This is a genomic window from Gimesia aquarii (assembly GCF_007748195.1).
Lineage (GTDB): Bacteria > Planctomycetota > Planctomycetia > Planctomycetales > Planctomycetaceae > Gimesia > Gimesia aquarii.
The window spans coordinates 3,939,586-3,965,206 of record NZ_CP037920.1 but is presented as its reverse complement, the minus strand read 5'-3'; the positions used below and the strand labels follow the sequence as shown (position 1 = coordinate 3,965,206).

At 47.1% G+C, this 25,621-nt stretch carries 22 protein-coding genes; 11 read left to right on the top strand and 11 right to left on the bottom strand.

The window, feature by feature from the left end; genetic code table 11:
- Positions 1-66: 66 nt before the first annotated feature.
- The 3 genes from V144x_RS15355 to V144x_RS15345 all read right to left on the bottom strand — a co-directional run bounded on the left by V144x_RS15355 (position 67) and on the right by V144x_RS15345 (position 4,020).
- Positions 67-1,287, bottom strand: a complete 1,221-nt coding sequence (locus V144x_RS15355; RefSeq protein ID WP_197998449.1) for a DUF1573 domain-containing protein — start codon at positions 1,285-1,287, stop codon at positions 67-69.
- A 263-nt stretch (positions 1,288-1,550) separates the two neighbouring features.
- Entirely contained in the window at positions 1,551-2,783 is a 1,233-nt protein-coding gene (locus tag V144x_RS15350; protein WP_144986008.1) for a M16 family metallopeptidase, read from the bottom strand.
- Entirely contained in the window at positions 2,770-4,020 is a 1,251-nt protein-coding gene (locus V144x_RS15345; RefSeq protein WP_144986007.1) for a M16 family metallopeptidase, read from the bottom strand. The genes V144x_RS15350 and V144x_RS15345 overlap by 14 nt, the downstream gene beginning before the upstream one ends.
- A 221-nt stretch (positions 4,021-4,241) precedes the next feature.
- Here V144x_RS15345 and V144x_RS15340 point away from each other — a divergent pair, with 221 nt between their 5' ends.
- Positions 4,242-4,433, top strand: a complete 192-nt coding sequence (locus tag V144x_RS15340) for a hypothetical protein (protein WP_144986006.1) — start codon at positions 4,242-4,244, stop codon at positions 4,431-4,433.
- Complete coding sequence (locus V144x_RS15335; RefSeq protein WP_232102540.1) at positions 4,409-5,824, top strand: mandelate racemase/muconate lactonizing enzyme family protein; 1,416 nt, start codon at positions 4,409-4,411, stop codon at positions 5,822-5,824. Before V144x_RS15340 ends, V144x_RS15335 begins: the two co-directional genes overlap by 25 nt.
- A gap of 40 nt (positions 5,825-5,864) precedes the next feature.
- Here V144x_RS15335 and V144x_RS15330 read toward each other — a convergent pair whose 3' ends face one another.
- Positions 5,865-6,509, bottom strand: a complete 645-nt coding sequence (locus tag V144x_RS15330) for a GNAT family N-acetyltransferase (protein WP_232102539.1) — start codon at positions 6,507-6,509, stop codon at positions 5,865-5,867.
- A gap of 343 nt (positions 6,510-6,852) precedes the next feature.
- On the opposite strand from V144x_RS15330, the gene V144x_RS15325 reads away from it, so the two are divergent.
- Both V144x_RS15325 and V144x_RS15320 read left to right on the top strand, forming a co-directional pair.
- A complete protein-coding gene (locus tag V144x_RS15325) occupies positions 6,853-7,956 on the top strand; it encodes a phenylacetate--CoA ligase family protein (protein ID WP_144990933.1) in 1,104 nt (367 codons plus the stop codon).
- A 152-nt stretch (positions 7,957-8,108) separates the two neighbouring features.
- Positions 8,109-9,545 carry an aldehyde dehydrogenase family protein gene (locus V144x_RS15320; RefSeq protein ID WP_144986004.1) on the top strand — a complete coding sequence of 479 codons (1,437 nt, stop codon included), beginning with the start codon at positions 8,109-8,111 and terminating at the stop codon, positions 9,543-9,545.
- A 27-nt stretch (positions 9,546-9,572) separates the two neighbouring features.
- Here the strand turns inward: V144x_RS15320 and V144x_RS15315 are convergent, their stop codons facing one another.
- The 3 genes from V144x_RS15315 to V144x_RS15305 all read right to left on the bottom strand — a co-directional run bounded on the left by V144x_RS15315 (position 9,573) and on the right by V144x_RS15305 (position 11,988).
- Entirely contained in the window at positions 9,573-10,628 is a 1,056-nt protein-coding gene (locus V144x_RS15315) for a YheT family hydrolase (protein WP_144986003.1), read from the bottom strand.
- Between the two features lie 39 nt (positions 10,629-10,667).
- Positions 10,668-11,396, bottom strand: coding sequence for an SDR family oxidoreductase (locus tag V144x_RS15310; protein WP_144986002.1), 729 nt, complete (start codon positions 11,394-11,396; stop codon positions 10,668-10,670).
- Between the two features lie 157 nt (positions 11,397-11,553).
- Complete coding sequence (locus V144x_RS15305) at positions 11,554-11,988, bottom strand: DUF2784 domain-containing protein (RefSeq protein ID WP_144986001.1); 435 nt, start codon at positions 11,986-11,988, stop codon at positions 11,554-11,556.
- Positions 11,989-12,393: 405 nt separating this feature from the next.
- Here V144x_RS15305 and V144x_RS15300 point away from each other — a divergent pair, with 405 nt between their 5' ends.
- The 3 genes from V144x_RS15300 (at position 12,394) to V144x_RS15290 (ending at position 15,349) form a co-directional block, all read left to right on the top strand.
- A complete protein-coding gene (locus tag V144x_RS15300; protein WP_232102537.1) occupies positions 12,394-13,401 on the top strand; it encodes a sensor histidine kinase in 1,008 nt (335 codons plus the stop codon).
- Positions 13,398-14,132: a response regulator transcription factor gene (locus tag V144x_RS15295; protein ID WP_144986000.1), complete on the top strand. Its 735-nt coding sequence runs from the start codon at positions 13,398-13,400 to the stop codon at positions 14,130-14,132. Before V144x_RS15300 ends, V144x_RS15295 begins: the two co-directional genes overlap by 4 nt.
- Positions 14,133-14,341: 209 nt before the next feature.
- Positions 14,342-15,349 carry an acyl-CoA desaturase gene (locus tag V144x_RS15290; RefSeq protein ID WP_144985999.1) on the top strand — a complete coding sequence of 336 codons (1,008 nt, stop codon included), beginning with the start codon at positions 14,342-14,344 and terminating at the stop codon, positions 15,347-15,349.
- A 67-nt stretch (positions 15,350-15,416) separates the two neighbouring features.
- On the opposite strand, the gene V144x_RS15285 is transcribed toward V144x_RS15290, so the two are convergent.
- Positions 15,417-16,745, bottom strand: coding sequence for an amidase (locus V144x_RS15285; RefSeq protein WP_197998448.1), 1,329 nt, complete (start codon positions 16,743-16,745; stop codon positions 15,417-15,419).
- A 424-nt stretch (positions 16,746-17,169) separates the two neighbouring features.
- Here V144x_RS15285 and dnaX point away from each other — a divergent pair, with 424 nt between their 5' ends.
- The 4 genes from dnaX to rpoN all read left to right on the top strand — a co-directional run bounded on the left by dnaX (position 17,170) and on the right by rpoN (position 21,552).
- On the top strand, positions 17,170-18,942 hold the full coding sequence (dnaX, locus tag V144x_RS15280; RefSeq protein ID WP_197998447.1) for a DNA polymerase III subunit gamma/tau: 1,773 nt from the start codon (positions 17,170-17,172) through the stop codon (positions 18,940-18,942).
- 2 nt (positions 18,943-18,944) lie between these two features.
- Positions 18,945-19,298: a YbaB/EbfC family nucleoid-associated protein gene (locus V144x_RS15275; protein ID WP_144985997.1), complete on the top strand. Its 354-nt coding sequence runs from the start codon at positions 18,945-18,947 to the stop codon at positions 19,296-19,298.
- A 79-nt stretch (positions 19,299-19,377) separates the two neighbouring features.
- Complete coding sequence (recR, locus tag V144x_RS15270; protein ID WP_144985996.1) at positions 19,378-20,004, top strand: recombination mediator RecR; 627 nt, start codon at positions 19,378-19,380, stop codon at positions 20,002-20,004.
- A gap of 57 nt (positions 20,005-20,061) precedes the next feature.
- A complete protein-coding gene (rpoN, locus tag V144x_RS15265) occupies positions 20,062-21,552 on the top strand; it encodes an RNA polymerase factor sigma-54 (protein ID WP_144985995.1) in 1,491 nt (496 codons plus the stop codon).
- Here the strand turns inward: rpoN and V144x_RS15260 are convergent.
- The 3 genes from V144x_RS15260 to V144x_RS15250 form a co-directional block, all read right to left on the bottom strand.
- Positions 21,549-22,496, bottom strand: a complete 948-nt coding sequence (locus tag V144x_RS15260; RefSeq protein WP_144985994.1) for a thiamine-phosphate kinase — start codon at positions 22,494-22,496, stop codon at positions 21,549-21,551. The genes rpoN and V144x_RS15260 overlap by 4 nt on opposite strands.
- A gap of 233 nt (positions 22,497-22,729) precedes the next feature.
- On the bottom strand, positions 22,730-24,184 hold the full coding sequence (locus V144x_RS15255) for a trypsin-like peptidase domain-containing protein (protein ID WP_232102536.1): 1,455 nt from the start codon (positions 24,182-24,184) through the stop codon (positions 22,730-22,732).
- Positions 24,185-24,472: 288 nt separating this feature from the next.
- Positions 24,473-25,570 (bottom strand): tetratricopeptide repeat protein, encoded by a 1,098-nt coding sequence (locus V144x_RS15250; RefSeq protein ID WP_144985993.1) that lies wholly within the window; start codon positions 25,568-25,570, stop codon positions 24,473-24,475.
- Positions 25,571-25,621 lie beyond the last annotated feature (51 nt).

Here is a 25,621-nt window from a genome sequence, read left to right as displayed (position 1 = left end):
GCCGCGTGAGTTACCCGTTGTATTTCAATCGAATTTTTTACCTGCTCTGCTAGTAGTAAAGTGAATTCAAGTGCCCTCAGCCCTGGTGACTTTGCTTGGCGGAAAGGCAAAAACTGGTATAACAATTGGCTCTTTAGACTTTGGTTTTGTGATAATTTCCAGTTTGCCTCGCATAACTGGTGGAATGTTTTCAGGATCGTTAATCACAGCGTAAACTAATTTAGCGCATTTGCCTTGCTCAGTATTTTTGCTGTTCTTCTCCGAAAGAACAAACATGAGTTGCTCTGCACCGTGAAAAGATATCTGGTCGATACAGGGAACCAATCCTGAGTAATCCGCCCGCACGAGTGAAATTTCGATTTTTTCGGACGGAAGAAGATTCCGTAGAATGAGTCGGCTCACCCACGGTCCTTGTGGAGGAACAACTCGCCCAACGGCGTTAGTTTGGATACTGGTAACTCCTTCTGTTATTTGATCTGAACCATCTGTTACTTGATGTGAAGTTGTTAGAGTGACCGGAATCAAAAAGTTACCGACTGGTAACTTGGTGGTATCCAATTCGACGGTCACTTCAATACATTCAATCTGTTTATCGAATGGATCTGAGCGAAGGTCAATCTCACCATCTCCCAGCATTTTCAGGGCAGGCGATGAAGATTCAAAGCGGTCAAACAAGACCGGTGTTCCGTCAAACCGAGCTAGTGAAATGATTCGAGTGCGAACCTTTCCTTGAGGTATATTACCGAAAGTGAACTTGTTCGGTGTTATATAGAGCATGTCCGACACGGCACGTTGGCCTTTGACAATCAATGGCATCTCTACAATTCCAGATTCACCCTCGGTAACTACGGTAACTTGTCGTTCGAAAGGTCCTGGTGGACCGAATACTGACATTGTCACTTTGATCTTTGATGTTTCTCCTGGGGGAATTTGACGTCGATAGTCTTTGGCTGCGAGACAGCCACAGGTACTCTTGACTTTCAGAATTTCGACGTCCGTTGAAGAGTTGTTTTGCAGGACAAACTCATGATCGAAGTCGATCTTCCCTCCTTTTACAACGACTTCACCCATATTCCATATTGGCTCATCAACAGACAAAATGTGGGCCTCTGTTGATTCGATCAAATTATTGATCTGGGTGGCTTTATTGTTAGGCTTATCGTCTACTGAATGTGACTCGCAAGCGACTAGCACTTGCAAAAAGAGTACGAACAGAAGCAACCTGACTTTTTTAAGAACTAAGTCTTTATTGGCTACAACGAATGATAACGTTTGGAAAGAATTCATAATGTAGTGCAACATTCGAATCATTAACATGGGCGGTAAATCGCAAGGGTATAAACATGTAGGCACAATTACATATACATATTGCCAATTCCCATAAAACGTCTTATTCTAATTGAATAACATGTTGAACCCAAGAATACTAGTGATAATCGTGAAATATGTTCAAATGTTTTGAGATTCGTATGTTAATAGACGATTTATTCAGATGTTTCTAAGGTAGATTTCCCCAGACAGAAATAGTGGCGCTGTGTTAAGGTTATGCTCTAATCAGCAACAGCCGCCATCGGCCCCACTGCGGCCGTCGTGCTATGCCCCAACGGATATTTTTCCAACAGTTCCTGAATCGATTCCAGAGTCACGCTGTTGAGAAGTTTCAGATCATCTTCAACCGAAACGTATTCCTGACGGTAGACCCAATTGCCGCCTAAGGAGGATAAGCGCCCCATTGGGCGTTCGCTTCTTAGGACTAAGCGCGAGGCGATTTTGTTTTTGGCGCGGTCTAGTTCTTCCTGGGTGATGCCGTTGGAGTTGACTTCGTTGTAGATTTGTTGGATCAATTCGAGGTTGCTTTGGATCAGTTCCGGATCGGAACAGAGATAGGTCAGCCAGGTGCCGCTGCCGTCGTATTCGTTGAAGCCGAGTTCGGCGGACTCGGCTAAGCCGGGATCGACCAGCGTCCAGAACATGCGGCTGTTGGAATCGTCGCCGATGATGACCGATAGTAATTCGGCCGCCAGTCGTAGCGGGTCTTTTGCCGCCGGTGCGGGTCCCAGTTGCATGATGTGCTGTTGCTGAATCGGTTTCTCTATGATGGTTTGTGTGCTGGGAGCCGGTTGTGCTTCGTCGGTCGGGCGGTCTGTGGAACCGGCGGGCCAGGCGTCACAGAATTGGTGTGCCAATTCGAGAACCTGGTCCCAATCGGCGTTGCCCGCGATGGCGAGTGTGATATTGCCGGCCATGTATTGTTTGGCGTGATACGCACGCATTTGTTCCGAAGTGAGATCGGTGATCGATTGCACGGAACCCAGGATGCTTTGTCCCAGCGGATGCCCCTGGAAATGTGCCTGCATCACTTTTTCATAGGCAGTGAAACTGTGCAGATCGTCGTACATGCCGATCTCTTCCAGGATCACTTTTTTCTCCATGTCAAAATCGTCCTGTCTTAAGCTCGGATAGATCAATGTGGAGAGCAGTTCCATCGCCGTGCCGATGTATTCCGGCAGGAAGGAACCATAGTAGAGCGTAATTTCTTCGCTGGTCGAGGCGTTGTAGTTAGCGCCGATCTCATCGAAGATGCGGTTCACATCATCGGCGGTATATTTTTCATTGCCTTTAAAGGCCATGTGTTCCAGAAAATGGCTGACACCGGAAACGGGCATAACTTCATCACGTGCGCCGGTGCGCACGAAATAGCCGATGGCCACGCTGTGTGCATGCGGGTTGAGTTCTGCAATGATCTGCAGTCCGTTATCGAGTTGTGTGTTATGAAATATCACTGGGAACCTCTAAGGGTTGGGGGCCGATCGTTAAGATGGTGAAATTCCTGGCGGGGTACTCATGCACATAATCGAGCACGCGCGCGGTTGTCAGTTGTTGAATTTCGTCATTGATCTGGTCGAGTGTAGTCACGCGTTTGAGATAGAACCAGTCGCGGGCAATCGAAGACGCACGGGACGATGTGGACTCCTGCGACATGATCAGCGAACTTTTCGCGCGTGCTTTACAGCGCTCAAGTTCCGATTCTTCAATTCCCTCGCCCAGACGAAGTAATTCCTGTATTGTGACGTCCAATGTTTCCTGAGCACGTTCCGATGTGGTGCCTGCATAACAGAGCACACGCCCCAGTCCCGGCATGCCGGTTAGTGAAGCGGACACGGTATAGCATAATCCCCGTTTCTCGCGGACTTCAGTAAAGAGCCGGGAACTCATGCCGCCACTTAAGATACCGACGGCCGCCCAGGAAGTGTAATAGTCGGGATGACCATAAGGCACCGCATCGTAGGCGATGCCAAGATGGGTTTGTGTTGTCTCCTGTTTTGTGAAGAATACTTTTTCGTCGTCGAAGACCATCGCCGGCTCTTCGCTGATGTCTCTGGACTTCCAGGAACCAAAGGTCTCTTCCACCAATTGCTGAACCTCGTCAAAGTCGATTTTTCCCGCGACTCCGATAATCATTTCGTTCGGATGAAAACAGGTTTCATAATGCCGCTTGACATCTTGAATCGTGATACTGGGCAGCGATGCCAACTCGCCATCACTGGGCAGGCCCCAGGGCGCGGGAAAGGAACGACGTTTTAATTCGACCATTGCCTTTTGTCGCGGATCATCCTCCACAGAGAGCAGCGCCTGTTCGGCCCCCGCTCTGGAAGCATCAAATTGATTCTCAGGCAAGTGCGGTGCTTTGAGAATCTCGCTATAGATTTTGAACGTTTCTGTCAGATTATCCGCGAGCGTAGCACCACTAAATGTAATATGGGCACTCGAAGTACCTTCGTGCCGCTGGACACCCAGATTATCGAGGGCACTGGAAAGCTGCTGGCTATCATAGGGACCGGCACCACGGGTGATGAGATCGGAGAGGATACTGGCGGTTCCATGTCGATTCGCTTGATCGTAAATACTGCCGCCCGGAACCATGAGTGAAAATGCGGCAGATTGAACATTTTGCATCGATTCCATGACCAGCGTTAAGCCGTTCGAAAATTGATGCGTTTGAATCAGTTGTTTACCCATGCGGGGGGCAACCTTCCTTCTTGTTTTATGATTTCAAGGATCTTGGGAAGCAGGCACAATCCTCGCTCATATTGAACGGCCTGTGGTGGCCCGTTGCCTCCTGCGAACCCATTTCAATATCAATATTAACTTTGCGATCTTAGCGATTGCCAGAGCGAATTGGTAGTTTGATTCACAAAGAAGAAGACGGAATCTACCGACTCGATTTGTACAGAGTCCGTATGAGCTTCGAACTTCCGCAGTGGCAAAAAATACCAGAAAAAATCGCCAGGCGCTGGACGCAAGGGGGGGACGCGATGTTAGGATGGGAAGTGAAACAGGTCTGGAGCGGGTCCAGGCTCGACTCAGTTCAACCCAAATGGGGAATCCCGAATCAAGGAATCATTTGGTGCACGCACAGAATCAATCGATGACAATGTTTACAACGAACCGAATCTCCCGAAGAAAATTTCTGGCAACCAGTCTGGCCGGCGTTGCAGGTTCCGGAATTCTGACCACGATTTTCCATTCTGTGCAGGCGGCAGAAAAGCGAGTCGCTAAGAAGCATTTGCAAATCGAACGCATCGAGCGCACCACGGTGAAAGTTCCTTTTCGGGAAGTGCCTGCCCGGAACATGGCGCGTGAATTGCCGCATTGGGCTTATACCGAAATTATCGAAGTGCATTTAAAATCGGGCCATGTCGGTTTCGGAGAGACCCTGCTCTACTATACCTGGAATGCGACGTCCGACGAAGCCGTGCAGCAGGCGCAAGGCAAGAATGCCGCCGAGTTAATGTGGGATGACGAATTGGGAGCCGGTCTGCAAATGGCTCTCTTCGATGCGGTCGCGAAAGCAGCCGAGGTGCCCGTGCATGCATTGCTGGGCAAGAAGATTAATGAACAGACTCCTCTCTCCTGGTGGAACATCGACACTTCAGTCAAAGACATGGCTCTGGAATGTGCCGAAGCTTATAAACAGGGCTATATGTCCTACAAAACCAAAGGCCGTCCATGGTTTGATGTCTGGGCGCAAGTCGAAGAGGCGAGCAAAGTCGTTCCCGCGAACTTCAAAATCGACATGGACTTCAACGATACCTTGCTCGATGCCAAGCGGGCGATTCCGATTCTGAAAGATCTGGCCGAGTTCCCGCAGGTCGATATTTTTGAGTCTCCGATATTTCAAACCGACATCGCTGGAAACAAAAAGTTGATGGCGGCCACCGATGTGAATATCGCCATGCATTATGGGATCCCCAGTCCGCTGATTGCGATTCGCGAAAACATCTGCGATGGTTTCGTGATTGGTCACGGAGCGAGTGAGCTGATGGCCGCCGGAGCGGTCGCTGCGATGGCAAACAAACCGTTCTGGTTACAATTAGTCGGCACGGGAATTACCGCTGCTTTCTCATTGCACTTTGGTGGAGTTCTGAGCCATGCGACATGGCCAGCAGTGAATTGTCACCAGCTTTACAAGCACAATCTGTTAACCGAACCGATTGTCGTCAAAGATGGATTTGCCAAAGTTCCCGATAAGCCAGGACTGGGCTATGAACTGGATCGAGATTTGATTGAAAAACTTCGCGTCAAAAAACCGTCCGCCCGTCCGGACCCGCCTCGTTTAATTGAAACGACATGGAAAGATGGCCGGAAGATGTATTTCGGTAACACGGGCGAAGTGAATTTTGTACTCACCGCAGGGCAGGAAGGAAAGGTTCCCTTCTTCGAACGTGGTGTCGATACACGTCTGGTTCCAAACGACGGCTCTAAAGAATGGAAAGAGTTATATAGCAAAGCCAGCCAACAACCATTCTTAATCAAAGGGTAAGGTCAGGAGGAAAGAAGCTGCCTTACCGATGAGTTCCTCTTTAATAGGAGGGGGCTTCCACGTGCTGACTTGGTTTGTAGAGAGTCCGTGTGAGGCGAAAACCGATTGAGCGATAGAGGTTGATCGCAGGTTCGTTGTCGGCGGTGACTTCCAGGTACACACGTTTCATACCCGCTTCGCGGAATCCGATCAAACATTTATTGACCAGGGCTCGGCCCAACCCCATGCCCCGATGTTTGGGGGTGATGCCCACATTCTGAACCGCGCCCATGATCTTACTGGGTACGATGGCTTGAATCGTTCCACAGTCGACGGGATCTTCATTCCCCATGCCGTCCCAGGTAATCAGCCAGGTGCCCATCGCCAGAAAGTTGCGCTGACGAGAAATATCGGTCATCAATTTGTGGCAACCCTCGTACTCGCCGAGACAGGGAAACACCTTGGCATCCAATTCTGATTTGAAGCTGTGGTATTTGACGATCGCATGCCGATCGACGGTGGTGAGTTCCCAGGGACACCAGCGATACCCGCTGGGGAGTTCGGTATCTTCCAGGCGCGCTTTGTATAAATCGATCTCCATTCGAAATCTACGAAAATACGTATCGGTAAAATCCATGAGAGTCTCACAGGAAATGAGGAGCCGCACTGAGAACCGGTCCAACAACAGCATAAGAAATTCTACCATACTCTATACTACTGTCAATTGGCAGACCTGATTTGCGGTGGAATCGCCCTATTTTCTCCATGAGGCGGATGCATCGTGTCTGCTGTATCTAATTCGTGTCGTACACCCAATGTAATCAAAATGCGGGTTAACTTCATTCGTCGCAAAAAATTGCGGATTTGCTTTCTTTTCTACCTACTTTCACTGAAGTTTCCCAGCGGTTTATACTGTTCCCAAATAGTCGTTGGGTTCCTTAGTTGAAAATCAGGCTGAATGCTCTAAAATGAAATCTGAGTACACGTTTCCTGGTGAACGTGTCGTGTTCCCCGCCGCTTTTCCTTCCCTGTTTGGAGTAATTCCCGCAGTGACAGACAACAACAACCTCGACGAATTGGTAAAACAGAATCAGGAAGCATTAGATGCTCATACTCGTGAGTCTGTTCAGTGGCACTTCAGTCCGGAAACCGGTTCCCCTTATTGGCTGGAAAAAGCCAAGGGGTTTGATTTCGATCCTTTGACCGATGTAAACTGTTTCGAAGATTTAAACAAGTTTCCTTTGTTTGAAGACGATGAATTACGGGGCGGACCCGTCGACCGTTGGATCCCGAAAGCACTACTCGGGAAACCGACCTACGTCTTTGAAACCGGTGGCACCACGGGAATTCCTAAGTCGCGCGTCGTGATTGACGATTTCCGCATTGACTATGAAAATTTCAGCGACACCCTGCCCGATGAGTCGTTCCCTAAAGGCTCCAACTGGTTAATGCTCGGTCCCTCTGGTCCGCGCCGTCTGCGACTGGCTGTCGAACATCTCGCACAATACCGCGATGGGATTTCATTTTGTGTCGATCTGGATCCGCGGTGGGTGGTCAAGCTGATCAAGAAGGGTAAGATTGATGAAGTCAAAGAGTACAGCGCTCATGTCATCGATCAGGCAATGGCGATTTTAGGAGCCGGTCATGACATAAAATGCATGTTTACCACTCCGAAGCTACTCGAAGCGCTGGCGATGCGGCTGATGGACGAAGGTTCGAGCATTGAAGAAGCCGGTATCAAAGGTATCTTCTGCGGTGGAACCGAATTCACGCAGCAATGGTATCGTTTCGCCCGTGAAGAATTGCTGGGAGAAAACGTTTACATTACCCCGACCTATGGAAACACATTAATGGGGCTGGCTTGCGGTCGTCCCTTTGATCCCGCTGATGACTATAAAATTACTTACTACGCACCGCAGCCGCGAGCTGTGATTCGTGTTGTAGATTTTGACGATCATACAAAAGTCGTTGGTTACGGTGAAACAGGCCGCGTGAAACTGTTCACGATGACCAAAGAATTGTTTATCCCCGGCTTTCTGGAACGAGATGAAGGCGAACGTGAAGTACCTCATGCGAAATATCCGTGGGATGGTGTGAGTGGCGTGCGTCCTTACCATAAGATTGCCCAGTCAACGACTGTAGGCGTTTACTAATCAACTCATATGTATTGGCGATCTGATTTGCTGATGTCTGTCTTGTCAGTCAAATTGCGGTTCGTCTGCGAGTGACCCTATTAAGTTTTGAATCATTTGCCTTAATGCGAGATCGCATTTGACTCGCATTCTATTCACAAAGGAAAGCCGTCGTGTTGGAAATACCTGTACTTCGCTGGGGAAAACCTTACGAAAGTTTTGATCAACAGGAAGTCGTCCATTTTGAAACGGGCGAACCTTTGGCCAAAGTCCATCAGGCCAACGCGGGTCTGGTCAAAATGGACATGCGAAAAGCACAGCGTGCCCGCGATTTGCTGCGTGAAATTCCCTGCTCAAAACTGCTCGAAATTTGCAAGAACGCTGCCAATCTTTATATGACAGCGGAGCTTCCTCTAGGGAATGGAAAGCAGACACCTGAAGAATTTTGCCGCATTCAATCTGCCAGTACTGGAATGCCAGAATGGATGTGTGCTGGGAACATGAAAAAGATCGCCTTCGTGCTGGAGAATATGGAATCGATTCTCGATTCCCTAACACGCGGTTTGCCGCTGGATATTTTAACTCGCGGATACGGCAAAGAAGAACGCGGCGTGATGATGAGTTATCAGGCGAATTCACCAGTTCTGGGTCTCGTATTGCCTTCAAACTCCCCTGGGGTGCATACATTGTGGATGCCAATTCTGCCGATGCAGGTTGGACTTGTGCTTAAGCCGGGATCGTCTGAGCCTTGGACTCCCTATCGGATGACCGAAGCCTTCTATCAGGCTGGTATTCCCCGTGAATGCATTTCCGTTTATCCGGGACCGCATGATGTCGGATCGACAGTCACTGAGCTATGCCAGCGGGTGATGTTATTCGGTGGTCAGCAGACCATTGATAAGTATAAAGGAAATCCGAACGTCCAGGCACATGGTCCCGGTTTCAGTAAGATTCTGTTGGGTGACGATGTGGTCGACCGTTGGGAAGACTATCTGGACTTGATGGTGGATAGTATTTTCCAGAACGGCGGTCGTAGTTGTATTAATGCCTCCAGCGTTTGGGCATCACGACATAGCGAAGCGATTGCCGATGCGATTGCAAAACGCATCGGACCAGCCGGACCAACATCGATGACCGATCCTGAAGCACCATTGGCTGCCTTCACAATGACTGGTGCTGCCAAAGCAATGAACGGTCAAATTGAAACCGGCTTAAGTGAACCGGGTGTGACTGAGGTGACTGCGAAATACCGGGACGGCGAGCGGCTCATTGAGCTGGAACGTTGCGATTACCTCAGACCGACGATTGTGCATTGTGCGAATACGGATGCCACCCTGGCAAATACGGAGTACATGTTTCCGATGGCATCGGTTGTTCAATGCGATCAAAAAGAGATGTTGAAGAAAATCGGGCCAACGTTAGTATGCACGGCGATTACCGAAGACCAGCAATGGTCCCAGCAGTTGCTCGATGCGACTCATATTGATCGGCTCAACATCGGGCCAATCAAGACAAATGCACTGAACTGGTTACAGCCGCATGAAGGAAATATCGTCGAGTTCCTCTACCGTGCACGTGCATTCCAGAATGAAGCACCGGCCGCACATTAGCATACGGCCCTGTTTCGCATCTTGTAATCAGGCCGACTGTGCAAGCGGTTGGCGAGAGCGCTCCCGAATTTGGCCTGCCAGGCTTTCAGGTGATTCACAGAGCAGCCAATCCATGATGCGCCAGTCTGACCAGCGCGGGTCGGGGTCCGATGTAGGACCGGAGATGTAACCCAGGTGGCCACCATGTCTGGTCAAGTGCAGAGTCACTTTGTCGTGATCTGACAAATTTTCCAATGCATCCTGATAAGTTGTGACAGGAACCAGAGGATCATCCTGTGCTGAGATGATTAATGTGGGGACACTGATCTCTTTCAGGACTTCTGCAGGACTGCATTGTGAATAATAATCTTCTGCTGATTCAAACCCGGCAAGCGGTGCCGTGAATTGATCGTCAAAAGCGAGCATGCTCCTGGGGTAATTCTCTCCGGAAATCTTATGTGTATGTTCTTTAAAGAGATGTGATTTCCGGACATGTTTAATCAGATTACTGACGAAGTGCCGTTGGTAGCGTCCAAATAAGGGTCTGCCGAAGACCTTGACGCTTTCGGATAGTTGAACTGGCGGATTGAGGACCACTGCGCGGTCTACTAAATCAGAAGAAGTAGCGTATCTACCCAAAAAATTCAGGGTGATTGTACCACCAAGTGAAAAGCCCGCGATACCGATGGGGGAACGAGGACACAACGACTCGATGCGTTCAAGAGCAACTTGCAAGTCCAGGAAGCTGCCGGCATGATAGGGAGATTTTGCTAATCCGGTCCCTGCCCCGCAACCTCGTAAATCCATCCGAAAAACGCGCACTCCCTTTTGATTGAGTTTGTGCGCCATGCGAATCATGTAGGAGCTGCCGTGACACCCCGAGAGACCGTGTAGTAAAATGACAACACGATCTCCCACCATCCAATTACCGGGACAATCGTCGTGCAGGATCAGCAGGTCATTATCAGGCAAGCGGCAACTGTGCTGCTCGGCCTGATAACTGGTTTTAATGCGCGAGTGAAATTGCCCTACAATCGTTTGCAGATGCGGATTTCGATAAAACCGGTGTGGAATAAATGGCGGAAATTCCAAATCACTCTTCATTCTGTTCTGTCCTGCAGAACGCTCTCGACCTGGGACTGATCAAACAAAAGCGGCTGTTGTGGGTTTAATGGTTAAATCAGGAATATGAGCACGTGGAGGAAGATGACAAATCATCATCACTGCAGCAGCAACATCTTCCGGTTGTAATATTTTGGCGCGATGTTCTTTACTGACGGGAACAGGTCGATCATCCAGAATCGGGGTTTCCACTTCACCTGGATAGATTGTGGAGATGCGTACTCCACGGTCTTTTTCTTCCTGAGCGACCGTCGTACCGAGCGCTGTCATCGCGAATTTAGAGGCATTATAGGCAACTCCCCCTAACAGACCAGCCCGAATTCCAGACACAGAACAGATGTTAATAATCAGGCCGTCCTGGCGCTCTCGCATTTGGGGCAGTACAGCCTGCATACAATTGAAGGCACCAGTCGCATTCACGTTCATTAAACGGTCCCAGTCTTCAGGTGAGACGACTTCCATGGAACGGTCACGACAGTTGATACCTGCACAATGTACGAGAATATCAATCTGGCCTAACTGCTGATTTGCAGCCGCGAAGAACATTGAGACACTCTCACGGTCAGCAACGTCCAGCACATGACATTTGATTTTTCCTTCTGCTTCTGCAGCTGTTTTTTCAAGTGGCTCAAGACGTCTGCCACCAATCATGACATTGGCACCTGCTTTGACTAAACTCAAAGCACAGGCGGCCCCGATTCCAGTGCCTCCACCGGAAACAACGATATTTTTGTTTTCTAGTCCTGACATGTTTTCTATTTCTCGCTCTGTTTTCACTAAGGTGGTTACTCTTGATGATGTCGTGAGTCAATATTCGTGATATTCCAGAGTTTACGACATCGAGCGAAAAATTGAAATAGTGGTAATTAGCTAAAAATAGCGTGAATCACTGAATGAGATGAGATTTTTAAGTTTCTTTTGCGACCTCTTGCTTTTTCGCTCTTTGAGGAGGAGCAAGAAAAAACGTGATCAACACAAAGAGACCAAATAGGCTATAGCAGAGTGTAAACACCCAGGGAGGTGCTTCCATGAACAAGGCTTCATGAACACAGGCTGCAATAAAATCGCCTTGATAGCTGACTTCACCCGCCTGTTCGCGCAGCCATTTTTCGAATGTTGTTAAAGGACAAGTCACTCCCACCAGTGACTCGAGCACCACGAATAGGATGGAAACAAGGTGGATCATGCGGAATTTGAAATTACGAACCCACTTCCATCCTGCCAGCGCACCGATGAGAATCAGTATTTGTCCTAATAGAACAAACATTACAAAAGAGAAATGAATTACGACAGTTAGATCGGCACCAATACGGTACAGTAACTCTGTTGCGAGGAATTCCATTTGATAGTCCTGATGCGCTGAACTGCAGAGAGAAGGCACTCATAAACCACTGTATTCAGTTGCTGAACCGCACTCTTTTAGAGGCTTCGAAAAGTGGAAATATTCCTGGAGAAAAAGAGATTCATCAAAAAATTACAAAATTCTTTGGCTGGCAAGCATCTGAATGTTGAGCTGCAATTATTTTGTTTTCAGCCATGATTCTCATAAAAGACAGGTATTGAAGTTCCAGGGAATTGTTGTTTTGTTCATACTCCCCATCATTATTTTTAGATATACTGGTAAGTATCAAACGAAGCTGGTGTGATAAGTGTGTTTGTAAGTGGGCATGCATTGCATAGTAACGAATCAATACTCTAAGGCGCATGATTGATCGTGGCAAAATCGAAAACTCAGAGTAAGGAAAGTATGGTGTCATCCACTGGACATCAACAAATTGATGATCGACAGCAGGATGAAACTTCTGTTGTTGAGACGCAGGTGCGTTCTGGAAATGGTAAGGCCTTGAAGCTGATGCGCAAGGTGCGCAGTGGTCGTTTGCGACTGCCGATTACCCTGAGTGTGGTATTGATGTCTTTGAACATCGCATTGATGGTGTTCTGGATCGTGCTGGCCGCCCAAATCTATTGGTGGACTGCTTTGACGATCGGTACCGTCGTGTTTGCATTGATTTTGGTTGGATTAACTTTCTATTTGATCCTGACAATTAAAGAAGTACGTCTGAACCAGCGGCAGTCTGATTTTATCGATAGTGTGACCCATGAATTGAAAACTCCCATTGCTTCTCTCAAACTCTATCTGGAAACGCTGCAACTGCATTCGTTGTCAGAGGAGAAACGCGGCGAATTTTATGAGACGATGAAAGTCGAGCTGGAGCGACTAGATCATTTAATCTCCCAGTTGCTGGAAGTCAAACGCCTGGATGCGTTAGGCATGGAGTCCGATCCGGAAGATATTGCACTTGAACCATTAATCAGGCATTGTGCACGCGTGGAATGCAACCGACGTCATTTGGAAGTGGATCAAATTTTTGAGTTTGATTTTGAGCCCACCGTCATTCACTCGCGACGTATTTTATTGGAAATGATCTTTCGCAATGTGATCGACAACGCCATTAAATATGGTAGTGCACAGCCTCGGATTTTGGTTCAAGTTCGATTAAGTAAAGGCGGTCGTGTAATCACCCGCATTATGGATAATGGGGAAGGTGTTGATCCTGAAATTCGCAAAGATATCTTTAAAATCTTTTACCGCGGCGAAAGTGAACTTGAGAGGCGGAAAACAGGTACGGGTCTGGGACTGTATATTGTGAAAACTTTAGTACATTTATTGGGAGGAAAGGTAACAGTGCATGATCGCCTGGATGAGTCTGGGAGTGTGTTTGCCATCGATTTACCCGGGAGCGCGGAATCATGAAACTATTGGTTGTTGAAGATGAAAAAGCACTCTCGCAGGGATTGAAATTCAACTTCGAACAGGAAGGTTATACTGTTCTCACTGCAGAAGATGGCCCGACTGCCCTCAATTACTTCAGAGAGTGTTATGAAACAGATCAAGACAACATTGATCTTGTGATTCTGGATCTCATGTTACCTGGCATGAGTGGTTACGAAATTGCCAAGGAGATTCGCAGAATTGATGAAGTCGTTCCCATTTTAGTCCTCAGCGCACGCGAACTGAGCGAAGACAAAGCCTATGCATTTGACTGCGGTACCGATCAGTATATGACGAAGCCATTTGCTTTGCCCGAATTACTCAGCCGGGTCAAAAATTTGTTAAAGCGAAAAAGCCTGATTCAGCCAGTGACAAACACGTCAAAAACGTTGCCGGCCCTGTATCATTTTGGCAATGTGACCGTCGATTTTGAGTCGTTTGAGATTGAAGTCGGAGAGGAACGCAAGAGCTTGACAAATCTTGAATTGAGATTACTTAAGTATTTCATTGAACATGAAGGTATGGTACTCACCCGCTCTCAAATCCTGGAAGACGTCTGGGGGGAGCAATCCGCTTATGTCACAACACGTACGATTGACAATTTTGTTCTGCGATTACGCAAGCTGGTTGAGACGAATCCCGCGGAACCCGTGTATATTGTTTCCGTGCGTGGTGCTGGCTATCGCTTTATGCCAGAGGAATCTTCAGAGTAAAACTGTGAACAAACGTTGTTTTCTGGGCGTTGTTCCTCTGAATTTTCAATCTATTTTTCACTTTGACACAATTTTGACAGTTCTATGACGCTTACCAGACAACGGATTCCGACCTCATTGATAGAATTCTGCTGAAATGTGGGAAGGAGCAAAATGCTCATTCCCTGAATATGAATCATTGAAGCACCTAATCAAATAGCGAGGCCACGATGTCGAGTGTCACCCTGGAGGAACCTGTTGAAAAAGACTCGGCTGTTTCACCGCAAATCACGAAATCAAAAAAACGTGAAGAACGTGAGCAGATTCTTGCCAAGTTTCACAAGGAAAATTTGAAATGGAGTAATGTGGATTGGGTTGTCCTGTTGTGGATGATTGGAATCCATGTGGGTGCCGTCGCCGCCTTCTTTTTCATTTCGTGGCAGGCAATCGTCACTTGTCTGGTACTGCATTGGGCGACAGCCAGTATCGGTATTTGTCTGGGCTTTCATCGCTATATGTCACACAAATCCTTTAAGTTGAAAGCACCTGCAGAATTCTTTGTTTTACTGTGTGGAGTGTTGTCGGGTGAAGGTTCCCCATTAACATGGGCTGCCACACACCGGTTACATCATCAAAAGTCAGACAAGGACGGTGATCCCCATTCCCCTTTTGAAGGAACCTGGTGGTCTCACATTCTGTGGTTGTTCGTCTATCGTAGTAAAGAAATCAACGACAAATTCGCGGAACACTATATTCCCGATTTTAAAGATCGCCCGATGATTCAGTTCTTCGAAAAGACGTATCCTCTCTGGTTGGTTGCCTCTGGTTTTGCGATGTACGGAATCGGCTATGCTATGGGGGGCAATTATATGGGCTGGTCAATGTTGCTCTGGGGCTTATGTGCCCGTATGGCATTTGTCTACAACTCAACCTGGTTCGTGAATTCTGCAACACACCTGTGGGGCTATCGCAATTACGAAACGACAGATCAGTCGAAAAATCTCTGGTGGGTTGCCATCGTTGCTTACGGCGAAGGCTGGCATAACAATCACCATGCTCATCCTTCTGTTGCACCCGCCGGTCACCGTAAATGGGAATTTGATATTACCTGGTGGTCGATCAAGCTCTTGCGGGCTGTGGGGCTGGCATACGATGTAAACGATCGCATCCCTGAGCGAAATGCAACACCGGAAGTCGATCCCGAACCGGGAAAAAACGGGATTGTAGTTAAGTCGTAAGTGACATAACGTCTAGAAAATGTTAATTCAAAGAGCATTACCAGCGAGAATTGGTAATGCTCTTTTTTTATGGAGAGATTTTTTCCAAATAACCAGGACGCAAAATGTCTTCGCACCATTGAGCAGCGAGTAGGAGATCGTCAAATTTATCGGGGTGTCCTGTGATTTGAATCGCCAGCGGCATTCCTTGTTCTGTGACAGTGACGGGAATGGAAATCGTCGGAAAACCGGTCATACTCCAGGGGGCGTTCAGGCTCGGATCACCCGTCGTTGAGATATCAGGCGCAGCCCCAACAGTAGCAGGTGAGATTAAAATTTCGAATCTGGAAAAGAGTTTTCTCATTTGAGGGGCAATCTGATTTTGATAGTTCAAGCTTGTCTGATACATTTCATCGGTGACTGCCCTACCCGCGTCCAGAACCTGGCTGATGGCGGTGCCGTAAGCATCTGGCTCTTGCTCATAGTCTTTTCCCAGATTCTGAGCCATTTCATATTGCATCAAACTGAGATGGTTTTCGAGAATCGATGCAAACTCTGCGGGCAATTCACCATTTTTGACTCTCGCTCCAGCGGCTTCCAGTTTCTGTCTCGTTGTTGTCATCGCCTGACACATTGTTTCATCGGCTCTGCTTTCGAAGAAATCGGAGAGCCAGCCGATCCGTGGAGCCTCTTTGACCGGTTCAATTAACAGTGGAAGGTATGTCGCTTGATCCGTCATCGCATCCAGCATCATCACCAGGTCTGTTACGGTATGGGCGATAGGGCCGATGTGATCCAGATGCTCGGAAAGTAGAATCAGACCTTGGCGATCGACCATACCATAAGTTGACTTCAAGCCGGCAACTCCACAGAACGAAGCAGGTCTGATGATCGATCCGCCTGTCTGTGTTCCGACGGCTGCCAGACACATACCTGCGGCGACAGCAGCGGCTGACCCGCTGGAAGAACCACCGGGAGTATGCTCCTGATTCCAGGGGTTTCGTGTGGGAGGCGGGTCAAAACAGGCTAGTTGTGTCGTCACAGTTTTACCGGGAAAGATAGCGCCTTCGATTCGCAGGTTTTCGACGACTGTCGCATCCCGAATAGCGGGGGAATCTTCGCGTTCTGGAAAACCGGCTTTGGTAGGCATACCTTTAATATCAATGATGTCTTTGATACCAACGGGGATGCCATGCAATGGACCTCTCCATTTGCCTTGTTTCAATTCTTGGTCAAGAATTTCAGCTTGCTGGAACGCAGATTCCTCGTCGACATAGGCCCAGGCGTGCAGGAGTGGTTCTTTTTGTTTGATTTGTTCGAAACAGGTTTCTAGTAGTTCACGGCAAGAAAGTTGCCCTGCTTTCATAGCGACCTGAATGTCGGTGATTGTCTGGGGAGGTGTCTGAAATAGATTCATGTTCGGTTTCTGATGCATAAGTGAGGGTTGTGAACGGATTTTTGTGATTTTCGACGATTCACTTCCGGAATTCAAATGTCAGTGGCTTGACGCTTGAGAAATTAGCTTCATAATGCATGGTCCAAGCGTTAATTCGCTATCTATGAGGGGGCGAGAAGCTGTCTCCGAGTATGGTGGGGTAGTCGTTGACCGGGTCAGATCTTAACCGAAGCAGCCCACAATGGTTTATTCCAGGTGTACGAGGAGGCAGCTTTTCGCCCCTTTTTTATTTTTAGTTCGACTCGTTCGAGTCCCCGATGCAAATTCAGTATAATCTCTCACTGGATTGTCAGACCAGGGTCACGTATTGTGAATCACTCTGGAATCTGATGATTATCGTCATTGGAAGTTTGCCTCTTACTGATTCAGATCTCTGAAAACAAGCATGTCTAATAAATCGATACAGTATACGGTGTTGGCCCGTCGGTTCCGTCCTCAGAATTTCTCGGAAGTCGTCGGACAGGAAATGGTAGCCAAAGCCCTTCAAAATGCAATTTGTGCTGATCGAGTGGCGCATGCGTACCTGTTTACCGGCGCACGTGGAGTCGGTAAGACATCCATGGCGCGCATTCTGGCCAAAGCTTTGAATTGCCCGAATTCACAAGAGGGCATTCCGTGTGGAGAGTGTGAGGTTTGCCAGAATATTTCCGTGGGCAGTGACATTGATGTTTTAGAAATCGATGGTGCCTCGAACCGCGGGATTGATGATATCCGGTCGTTGAGGGCCAATGTAAACGTAAAGTCGATGCGATCTCAGTATAAGATTTATATCATCGACGAAGTTCACATGTTAACCAAAGAGGCATTTAATGCCTTATTGAAGACTCTTGAAGAGCCCCCTCCTAATGTGAAGTTTATTTTCTGCACGACAGAACCGAATAAGCTGCCAGATACCATTTTGTCTCGTTGCCAGCGGTTCGATTTTGGATACATTGAAGAGACCAGCATCTGCAACCGCTTGAAGCAGATTGCAGAATTGGAACAGGTCGAAGTGGATGAGAGTGCGATCCAGCTTGTGGCACGTCGTGCCGGCGGTTCGATGCGTGACAGCCAATCCATTTTTGATCAATTACTCTCGTTTGGCGATTCCCATCTGACAGCAGAAAGTGTGCACCGCATCTTGGGAACAGCCAGTGATGAGCGGTTGATTGAGTTGATTGACGCTTTGATTGACCGCAAGCGAGATGTGGCCCTTGCCCTGTTTGAGGCGGCTTTGAATTCTGGTGTGCAGCTCAATGAATTCGTCGATCAATTACTGAACTATCTAAGAGATTTATCAGTGGTTGCGACAGGTGCCGATCAGGTAACCTTATTGGCAATCTCTGAAATTAACCGTAGTAGTTTACAGAAACAAGCTCAAATTTGGGGAATTCAGACCTGTCTGGCTGCCTTTGAAATTCTGAATGAAGCACGCAATAAAATGTTTCGTGCCAGTCATGGACGAGCACTGGTTGAATTGGCATTAATTCGAATTTCGCTGCTGGAAGATCTGGATCAGTTGTGTTCCCTGTTGACAAATGGGGTACAGATCCCTGCCCTACCTCCCACCCAGCGACCTGCCTCGCAGCCTAAAGCCAGCACGCAAAACGCTGTTTCTACCCCTGAGGTGAATCCATCTACTCAGAATGAGCCTCCTACTCAAAAAAAAATTGAAAAAAAAAGTGAAATAAATTCGGTTGTAACACAAAATTCAATTGAAAGTGCTACTTCGACAGCTGAATTGATCCCATTTCGCGCAGGAGTGGAAAGTTTATTGTTAACGCAACTCATTGAAATCAATGAAGATCTGCTAAAAGACTCTTTGAAAGGAGTGGAGTCAATAGCAATTTCTGGGCCGAAACAACTGGATTTACAATTCTCTAAGAGCTATAATTTTTCAAAGCAATACTGCGAGCGACCGGAAATCATGGTCAAACTCGAAGGATCGCTGGAAAAACTGACTGGGGAACGAATCAAAATTCGATTACAGGAGTCCTCGTCAGAAAAGACAGCAGAGAAAGAAAGCAATTCAACGCTGACAAAAAGACGGGTTGAGCAGCGCGATTTATCGCCTGACTCAGACGAGTTTTTGCAGGAAGCACTTGCGGTTTTCAATGCGAAAAGTGTGCGGGTCAGTGTTTTAAATAAGCAAACAGAAGATGAAAAAGAGGATTCGTGACCATGTTCAAAGGACTGGGAAATATCGCCGGCATGATGAAACAATTTTCAGAGATGCAGGGGCGCATGCAGGAAATGCAGGAGAAATTGGGAAAGCTTCGATTTGAGGGTTCCGCCGGGGGTGGAATGGTTAACGTCGAAGCCAATGGTCAGCAGAAAATTCTGGCTTACAAGATAGATCAGACTCTACTCGACAGTGATGATAAGGAGATGCTCGAAGACCTTTTGACCGCGGCAACCAATCAGGCATTGGAAAAGGCTCGTGAAGGGGCCGCCGAAGAAATGGCTCAACTGACAGGAGGGATGAATATTCCCGGATTGGATGAGGCATTGGCAAAATTCAATCCGAATGCTTAGTACGTTTCTAACTGGCGATCGTTTTCATCGATCTCCAGATAAGAGTTCGCGATTCTTCAGTTGTAAAAGATTCAGTTTTATGTCGATACGTGGAAGAGAGAGTCAGTCTCATCCTTATGGTTCCAGTGTGGGACAATTGATCGATCAATTTGCCACTCTGCCTGGGATTGGTCGCAAATCTGCAGAGCGACTCGCTCATTATATTTTATCGATACCCGAAGGAAATGCGCGGCAGTTGGCTGATGCAATCATGGCTGTTAAACAGTCCGTACGGCCCTGCACCGTTTGTTACAACCTTACCGAAAATGAAGTCTGTAACATCTGTGCGGATACTCGACGGGACAAAAAGCTGGTTTGTGTTGTAGAGCAACCACGCGATGTGGTTTCTCTGGAAGCAACTAGTTCCTTTCAGGGAGTTTATCACGTTCTACAAGGACGGATTTCCCCTCTGGAGGGAGTGGGACCTGAAAAACTGACAATTGATGCGCTCGTTCGTCGTGTGAAGCAGGATGGTGTCAGCGAGATCATCATGGCGACAAACCCGACACTCGAAGGGGATGGGACGGCTTTATATATTTCAAATCTTTTAGAAAACGAAAATGTCGAAATTACCAGATTGGCGCGGGGGATTGCTTCTGGGAGTGTGCTAGAGTTTGCTAACAAAGAGATGTTATCTGATGCGTTACAGGGGCGACAACGTTTTTAAAAAAGACGCTGATTTTATTTACACTACATTACATATGAGTTTGGATTCGGATAATACATGCATCTGAATATTTCCCAGCAAATGAAACTGGGCCAGCAAATGAAGCTGGCACCCAGAATGATTCAGTCGATGGAAATCTTACAGCTTCCATTGCAGGCGCTGGAAGAACGCATCGACCAGGAACTGGAAGAGAACGTCTGTCTGGAACGTGAGAGTACCAACGAGAGTACCCCCGACACTGAGTCGGAACTTCTGCGTGATCAAGCGAACTCAGAATCGAACGGCCATGAGATTGACGAAAAAGAAATCATCGCGGGGAATGAGCAGAATAACGAGTCGGACTTTGAGCGTTTATTGGAGATGGCAGAGCAATGGCCGGAAGATAATGTAACTTCAGCCACGAAGCCTTCAGCGAACCGTATCAGTGATGATATGGAACGTAGTAATGACGCCGTTGCGAATATTTCGGAACGACAACAGACGATTAATGAATATCTGGTGGAACAGTTCCATTTCTTCAATTGCTCTCCGGAAGTGCGGGAATTTGGTGAATATCTCATTCAAAACCTGGACCATAATGGTCGGTTGCAAAGTTCATTACCTGAGATCGTACAGGTTTATGAGAAAAAAATCTCACAAGAAGATGCTGAAGCAGCGCTCCGTTTGATTCAAAAATGTGATCCTCCTGGCGTGGGAGCCAGAGATCTGAAGGAATGTTTGCTGCTCCAGTTGAAACCGGATGCGCCATTTCGAGAAGTGCTGGTCACATTGATTTCTTCTCATCTGGATGACCTGGGGCAGAATCGTCTTCCCGTGATTCAACGCAAAACAGGCTATTCAATCGATACCATAAAGAACGCGATGTCATATTTGCGTTATCTTGATCCCTTCCCCGGGCGTGGCTTTGAATCGGAACCTGTTTTGAAGGTCACACCTGATGTTTTTGTCAAGCGCGATGAAAACGGGAAATATGTTGTCGAAGTGGAGAATGAATACACGCCACCGCTAAGAATTAGCCGCTATTTTCAAAATTTATTACGTAACAACGCAGACGATCAGACCAAAGAATACATTAAGAAAAAAATTGATTCTGCCAAATGGTTGATCGAAGCCATTGAACAGCGTCATAGTACTTTGAAACGTGTGGCACAGGCCATCGTCGACTTTCAGACAGAGTTTCTGGATAATGGTCCTGAGCACATTGTTCCCTTAAAAATGCAGCAAATTGCAGATGTGGTCGGTGTCCATGTAACAACCGTTTCCAGAGCTGTCGACGACAAATGGATTCAGACTCCACGTGGACTCTATCCACTCAAGAGATTCTTTGGCGGAGGCACAAAGACTTCGGATGGAGAAGACGTTGCCTGGGGAATTATCCGCTTGAAGATGAAAGAGATCATCGACGCGGAAGACAAAAATAAGCCACTCAGCGATGATGCCCTTGTGGAGGCACTGTCTAAGGAAGGCTATAATCTCGCTCGCAGAACCGTGACGAAATATCGTAAAGCGATGAATATTCCTTCATCACGCCAGAGACGCGAATATTAATCATTTCTCTTTTGATCTGATAGCGAATGTTTCCAGCCAGTCCGTTTGAGCGAAGTTCGAGAACCATCTGTGTGGTGGAGAACGGCGCCCTGCTCTTGCGTAATTTGACCGATATGTTTCAAGTTAATTTGTAACGGATTTTGACTTACAAGTCGTTTTCCGTCTTCCGGCGAAACGGTAAACAGTAGCTCAAAATCTTCTCCATCCGATAAAGCATGTTGCAACCGAGAGGTCTGTTGCTGATCCAGAGAAACTCTGTTGCTAATGGGAATCTCTGCTGCATTAATTTGGGCACCTACTTTCGATTCGTCAAGAATATGGAACAGATCAGAGGCCAGACCATCACTAATATCAATCATCGATTTGATAGTCACGGATTGACTCAGCCGGCTTGCCTCATCCACTCTGGGGGTAAATGTGAGATGATGCGAATGGATGCTGCCACCTAACTCCCCGGTGACAAAAATCCAATCGCCGGGAGTACTCCCTGAACGTGTTACCGATTGTGCCTGTAGCGCGGTTCCAATAATTGCGACATTAATAACGAGCGGTCCCTGCCAGCTGTTTGTATCGCCGCCAATGAGCTGTACTTGAAATTCCTGTGCCAGATCAATTATCCCTTGCATCACGGCCTTAGCGAATTCTGGTCCTTTTGATTGTGGTAACGCCAGACTGACAAGTGCCGAATGTGGTTTACCCACCATCGCTGCGAGATCACTCAGATTCACGGCTAACGCTTTGCGACCTGCCAATTCAGGAGTAGCGGGTGGAAGTGTGAAGTGAGTCCCTTCCAACAGCATGTCAGTTGCCAGAAGTAGCTCGCGACCTTTGGGTGGTTGAAGGATAGCGGTGTCATCACCAATGCCCAGAAGATCTGTTTGTGAATCGGGGCACTGCTCACGAATCCATTGAATCAGGTCAAATTCGTGAAATGGAGGGGGCATGTTAAGCTTTTTAATTGTTTCTAGTAGACTATTTATCTGAAAAGAATCACTAACAAAATGTTATTATACCAGGATTATATAATCTACAGCGAGAGTCTGAATGCCAGAGGTTTATGATCTGAGTAATTTTCCAATAACCACTCTGACTTAATACAAAAAAAGCCCGGCACATGTTTAGATCATTGCGCCGAGCTTGATAATCGTATAAAGGTAGATGAAGCCAAGAGTCTCAATTAGTGGGAACTAGTGAGATTCAGTGGTAAATGGCCGTACAATGTTTCGTTTTTCCGAAGAATGTAAAACTTAAGCGGACTAAAGCTGGCCAGCTTTGAGTTGCTTAGTACGTAGGAAACATTGCTCAGATTGACGGTCTCCCAGATGTGCAGTCCAACCAGGATGTCGCCTCTTCGCATGCCATTGATGGCGGCAGGGCTTTTTGGACGAACTTCTTCGATCAACATTCCCCCTTCGTAGCGAGGATTTAGAAGATGTTTTTGTGTTTCAGGAATCTTTGCGATACGAATTCCAAGCAGTTCCCATGTTTTGTTGATGGTTGGGTCAGTCGAAACTTCTGTATTTTGAGCGCGAACAATGGGGGCACTTACAGGAGTCGTGCGAACAACATTTCCAACGTCTGCCAGAGTGATTTGAACGGTTTGAGTTTTCTCTTTACGTCGAATCAACAGGTCGATGGTGTCACCCACCTTGTGGCCCATTAAAGCCCGTTCCAGATCGGCACGGTCGACCACGTTAACAGAGCCTGCTTTCATGACAATGTCATCTTTTTGCAAACCTGATTTTTCGGCAGGACTGTTTTTCAGCGGTTGCTTGAGTACAAGCATCTGCTTGTCACCCTGCTTAACATCTTTGGCTTGAATTCCGTGATAAGTGTGGTCGATCAATTCGGTACTAATCAGGTTGGCAATAATTTTTCGAGCATCATCAATGGGAATCGCGAAACCGATTCGTTGTGCACCAGCGCGAATGGCGACATTGATGCCGACGACCTCACCATCAAGATTCAGGAGCGGTCCACCACTGTTTCCCGGGTTAATACTGGCATCGGTCTGGATTAGATTTTTGTATGATTGTTTTTCATTCACTTCAACATCACGTGAGAGCGAACTGATGATTCCGGAAGTGACGGTATGTTCGTAGCCAAAAGCATTCCCGACAGCAATGACGGTTTCTCCCAACATCAAATCTGAGGAAGTTCCTGGCGGCATTACAGTCAATTTTTTTGTGGGATTGATCTTGATGATCGCAAGATCTTCGCTTTGGTTTGAAGAAATAACTCGGGCGTTAAACGTGCCGCCATCTATCATTGTCACACGCAGGGAATCGACACCGTCCACAACGTGATGGTTCGTGACAATATAGCCTCTGGGGTCGACGACAATTCCCGTTCCCATTCCATTGACTTTTCGGCTTTTTCCGGAACCGAAGAGTGAGTCATCGGTACGAGCTGTTTTTTCGCTGTGGATATTCACCACAGAGGTTTTTGCACGTTCAATAGCTCGTACCAGCGGAGTTTTTCTGATATCGGAAGCGGCACTATGTTCACAAAACGCACCTAATCCAGTGAGAAGGAGAGCGGTGCATAGTGTAAATTTATAAAAACACTTAATCATTCGGTGGCTCAGTTCATCGAGGTGGCGGGCGATTACTCGCGTGTGTCCTAGTTCCATCTACCGACCGGAAGCGATCCATCAATGCTCCGTAGAACTGGATATCGGAATGATTTCTACAGTGTCTTAATCATGAACACATTCTCTGGAATAGTTTACCTAGTTGACAGTGCGTTAATTTGGATAAACAGTATCGATAATATGGCCTCGTCTTTGGGAAAAATGTGAGGCTGTCTGGAAATCTCCTCATGAATATTTTGCATATAAAAGCCGTAGCAAAGAGGAATGAGCCACTGGGGTAAAAATCGCCTTAAAATTCGTCCTGAAAAAGATTTCTTGAATCAGAATTTAATCTTTTTTGATTTTTTCGAGCTTCTTTTTTATTATTTTTTTTTGATCGTCAGGAGCCTTTTCAATCGCTTTTTTGAGGAATTTCACTGCTTTGTCAGTTTGTTGATTTTCAAGATAAGCTGTCGCTAAAGTATCGAGCAGGTTGGCGTCTTCAAATTCTGTCAATTCACATGCTTTTTGAGCATGGAGCACAGCTGCTGTCGAGTCACGAAATCGAGAGTCATCACAAGTGACGTAAAGCCAGGCGAGGTCATTGTGAGCAATTGCCGACGAGGGATTAAGCTCGATCGCCCTTTTGTAGTCTTTGATCGCAGATTCGAACTGTTTTTTTTGCTCCCAAACTGATGCACGATTGCTGAATACTTCGGATACGAAGTTGTTGGCTTTGATAGCCTGATTGAAATCCTGTAGTGCAGAATCCAATTGGTTCAACTCCCGGTAGGCAATTCCCCTGGCATTCAAAGCAGAAATCGTTTGAGGTTTAATGCGAATTGCCGCACTAAAGTCCTGGACCGATTTCTTGATTTCCTGGTTGTAAAAGTAAACCAGACCACGAATATGAAACGCGTTTGCGCTGGATGGTTCGAGTTTGATAGCACGATTGAGGTCTTGCAGTGCTTCCACAGGCTTGTTTTGTAAACGCCAGATATTTCCCCGATTAACATAGAGATGTGCATTCTCAGATTCCAAAGAGAGTGAAGCATTGAAGTCTACCAAAGCCTTTTCATATTGCTGAAGAGCCTGGTAGGCGATTCCTCTTAGTTGATAGCGATCAGCGGTAGGTGCCGCCTGAATAGATTGATCGAGAAGTTGAATCAGCGCTTCAGGGGCTTTGACATCAGTCTCTTTGATCCATCCCCCGAGAAGTGGAATCCACAGCCATTCTTGATTGCTTTGTGTGACAACGAGCACTTCACCAGGACTAACCTGATGAATAGTGCCGGTACCAGTTTTGATTTTTGCCGCTTTTGAAGTCACAATTTTAATTTTGGAAAAGATTTTTGGTCCTTCCAATCCATAAACGACCTCAAAATCAAGAATTACGACCGTCAAAACTATCAATATCGCCGCACAGAGTTCTCGTTTTCTTAACATTACGCTGGTGTCCAGGTCTACCTAATCGTTTGATTGTGAAAATTGGTACTT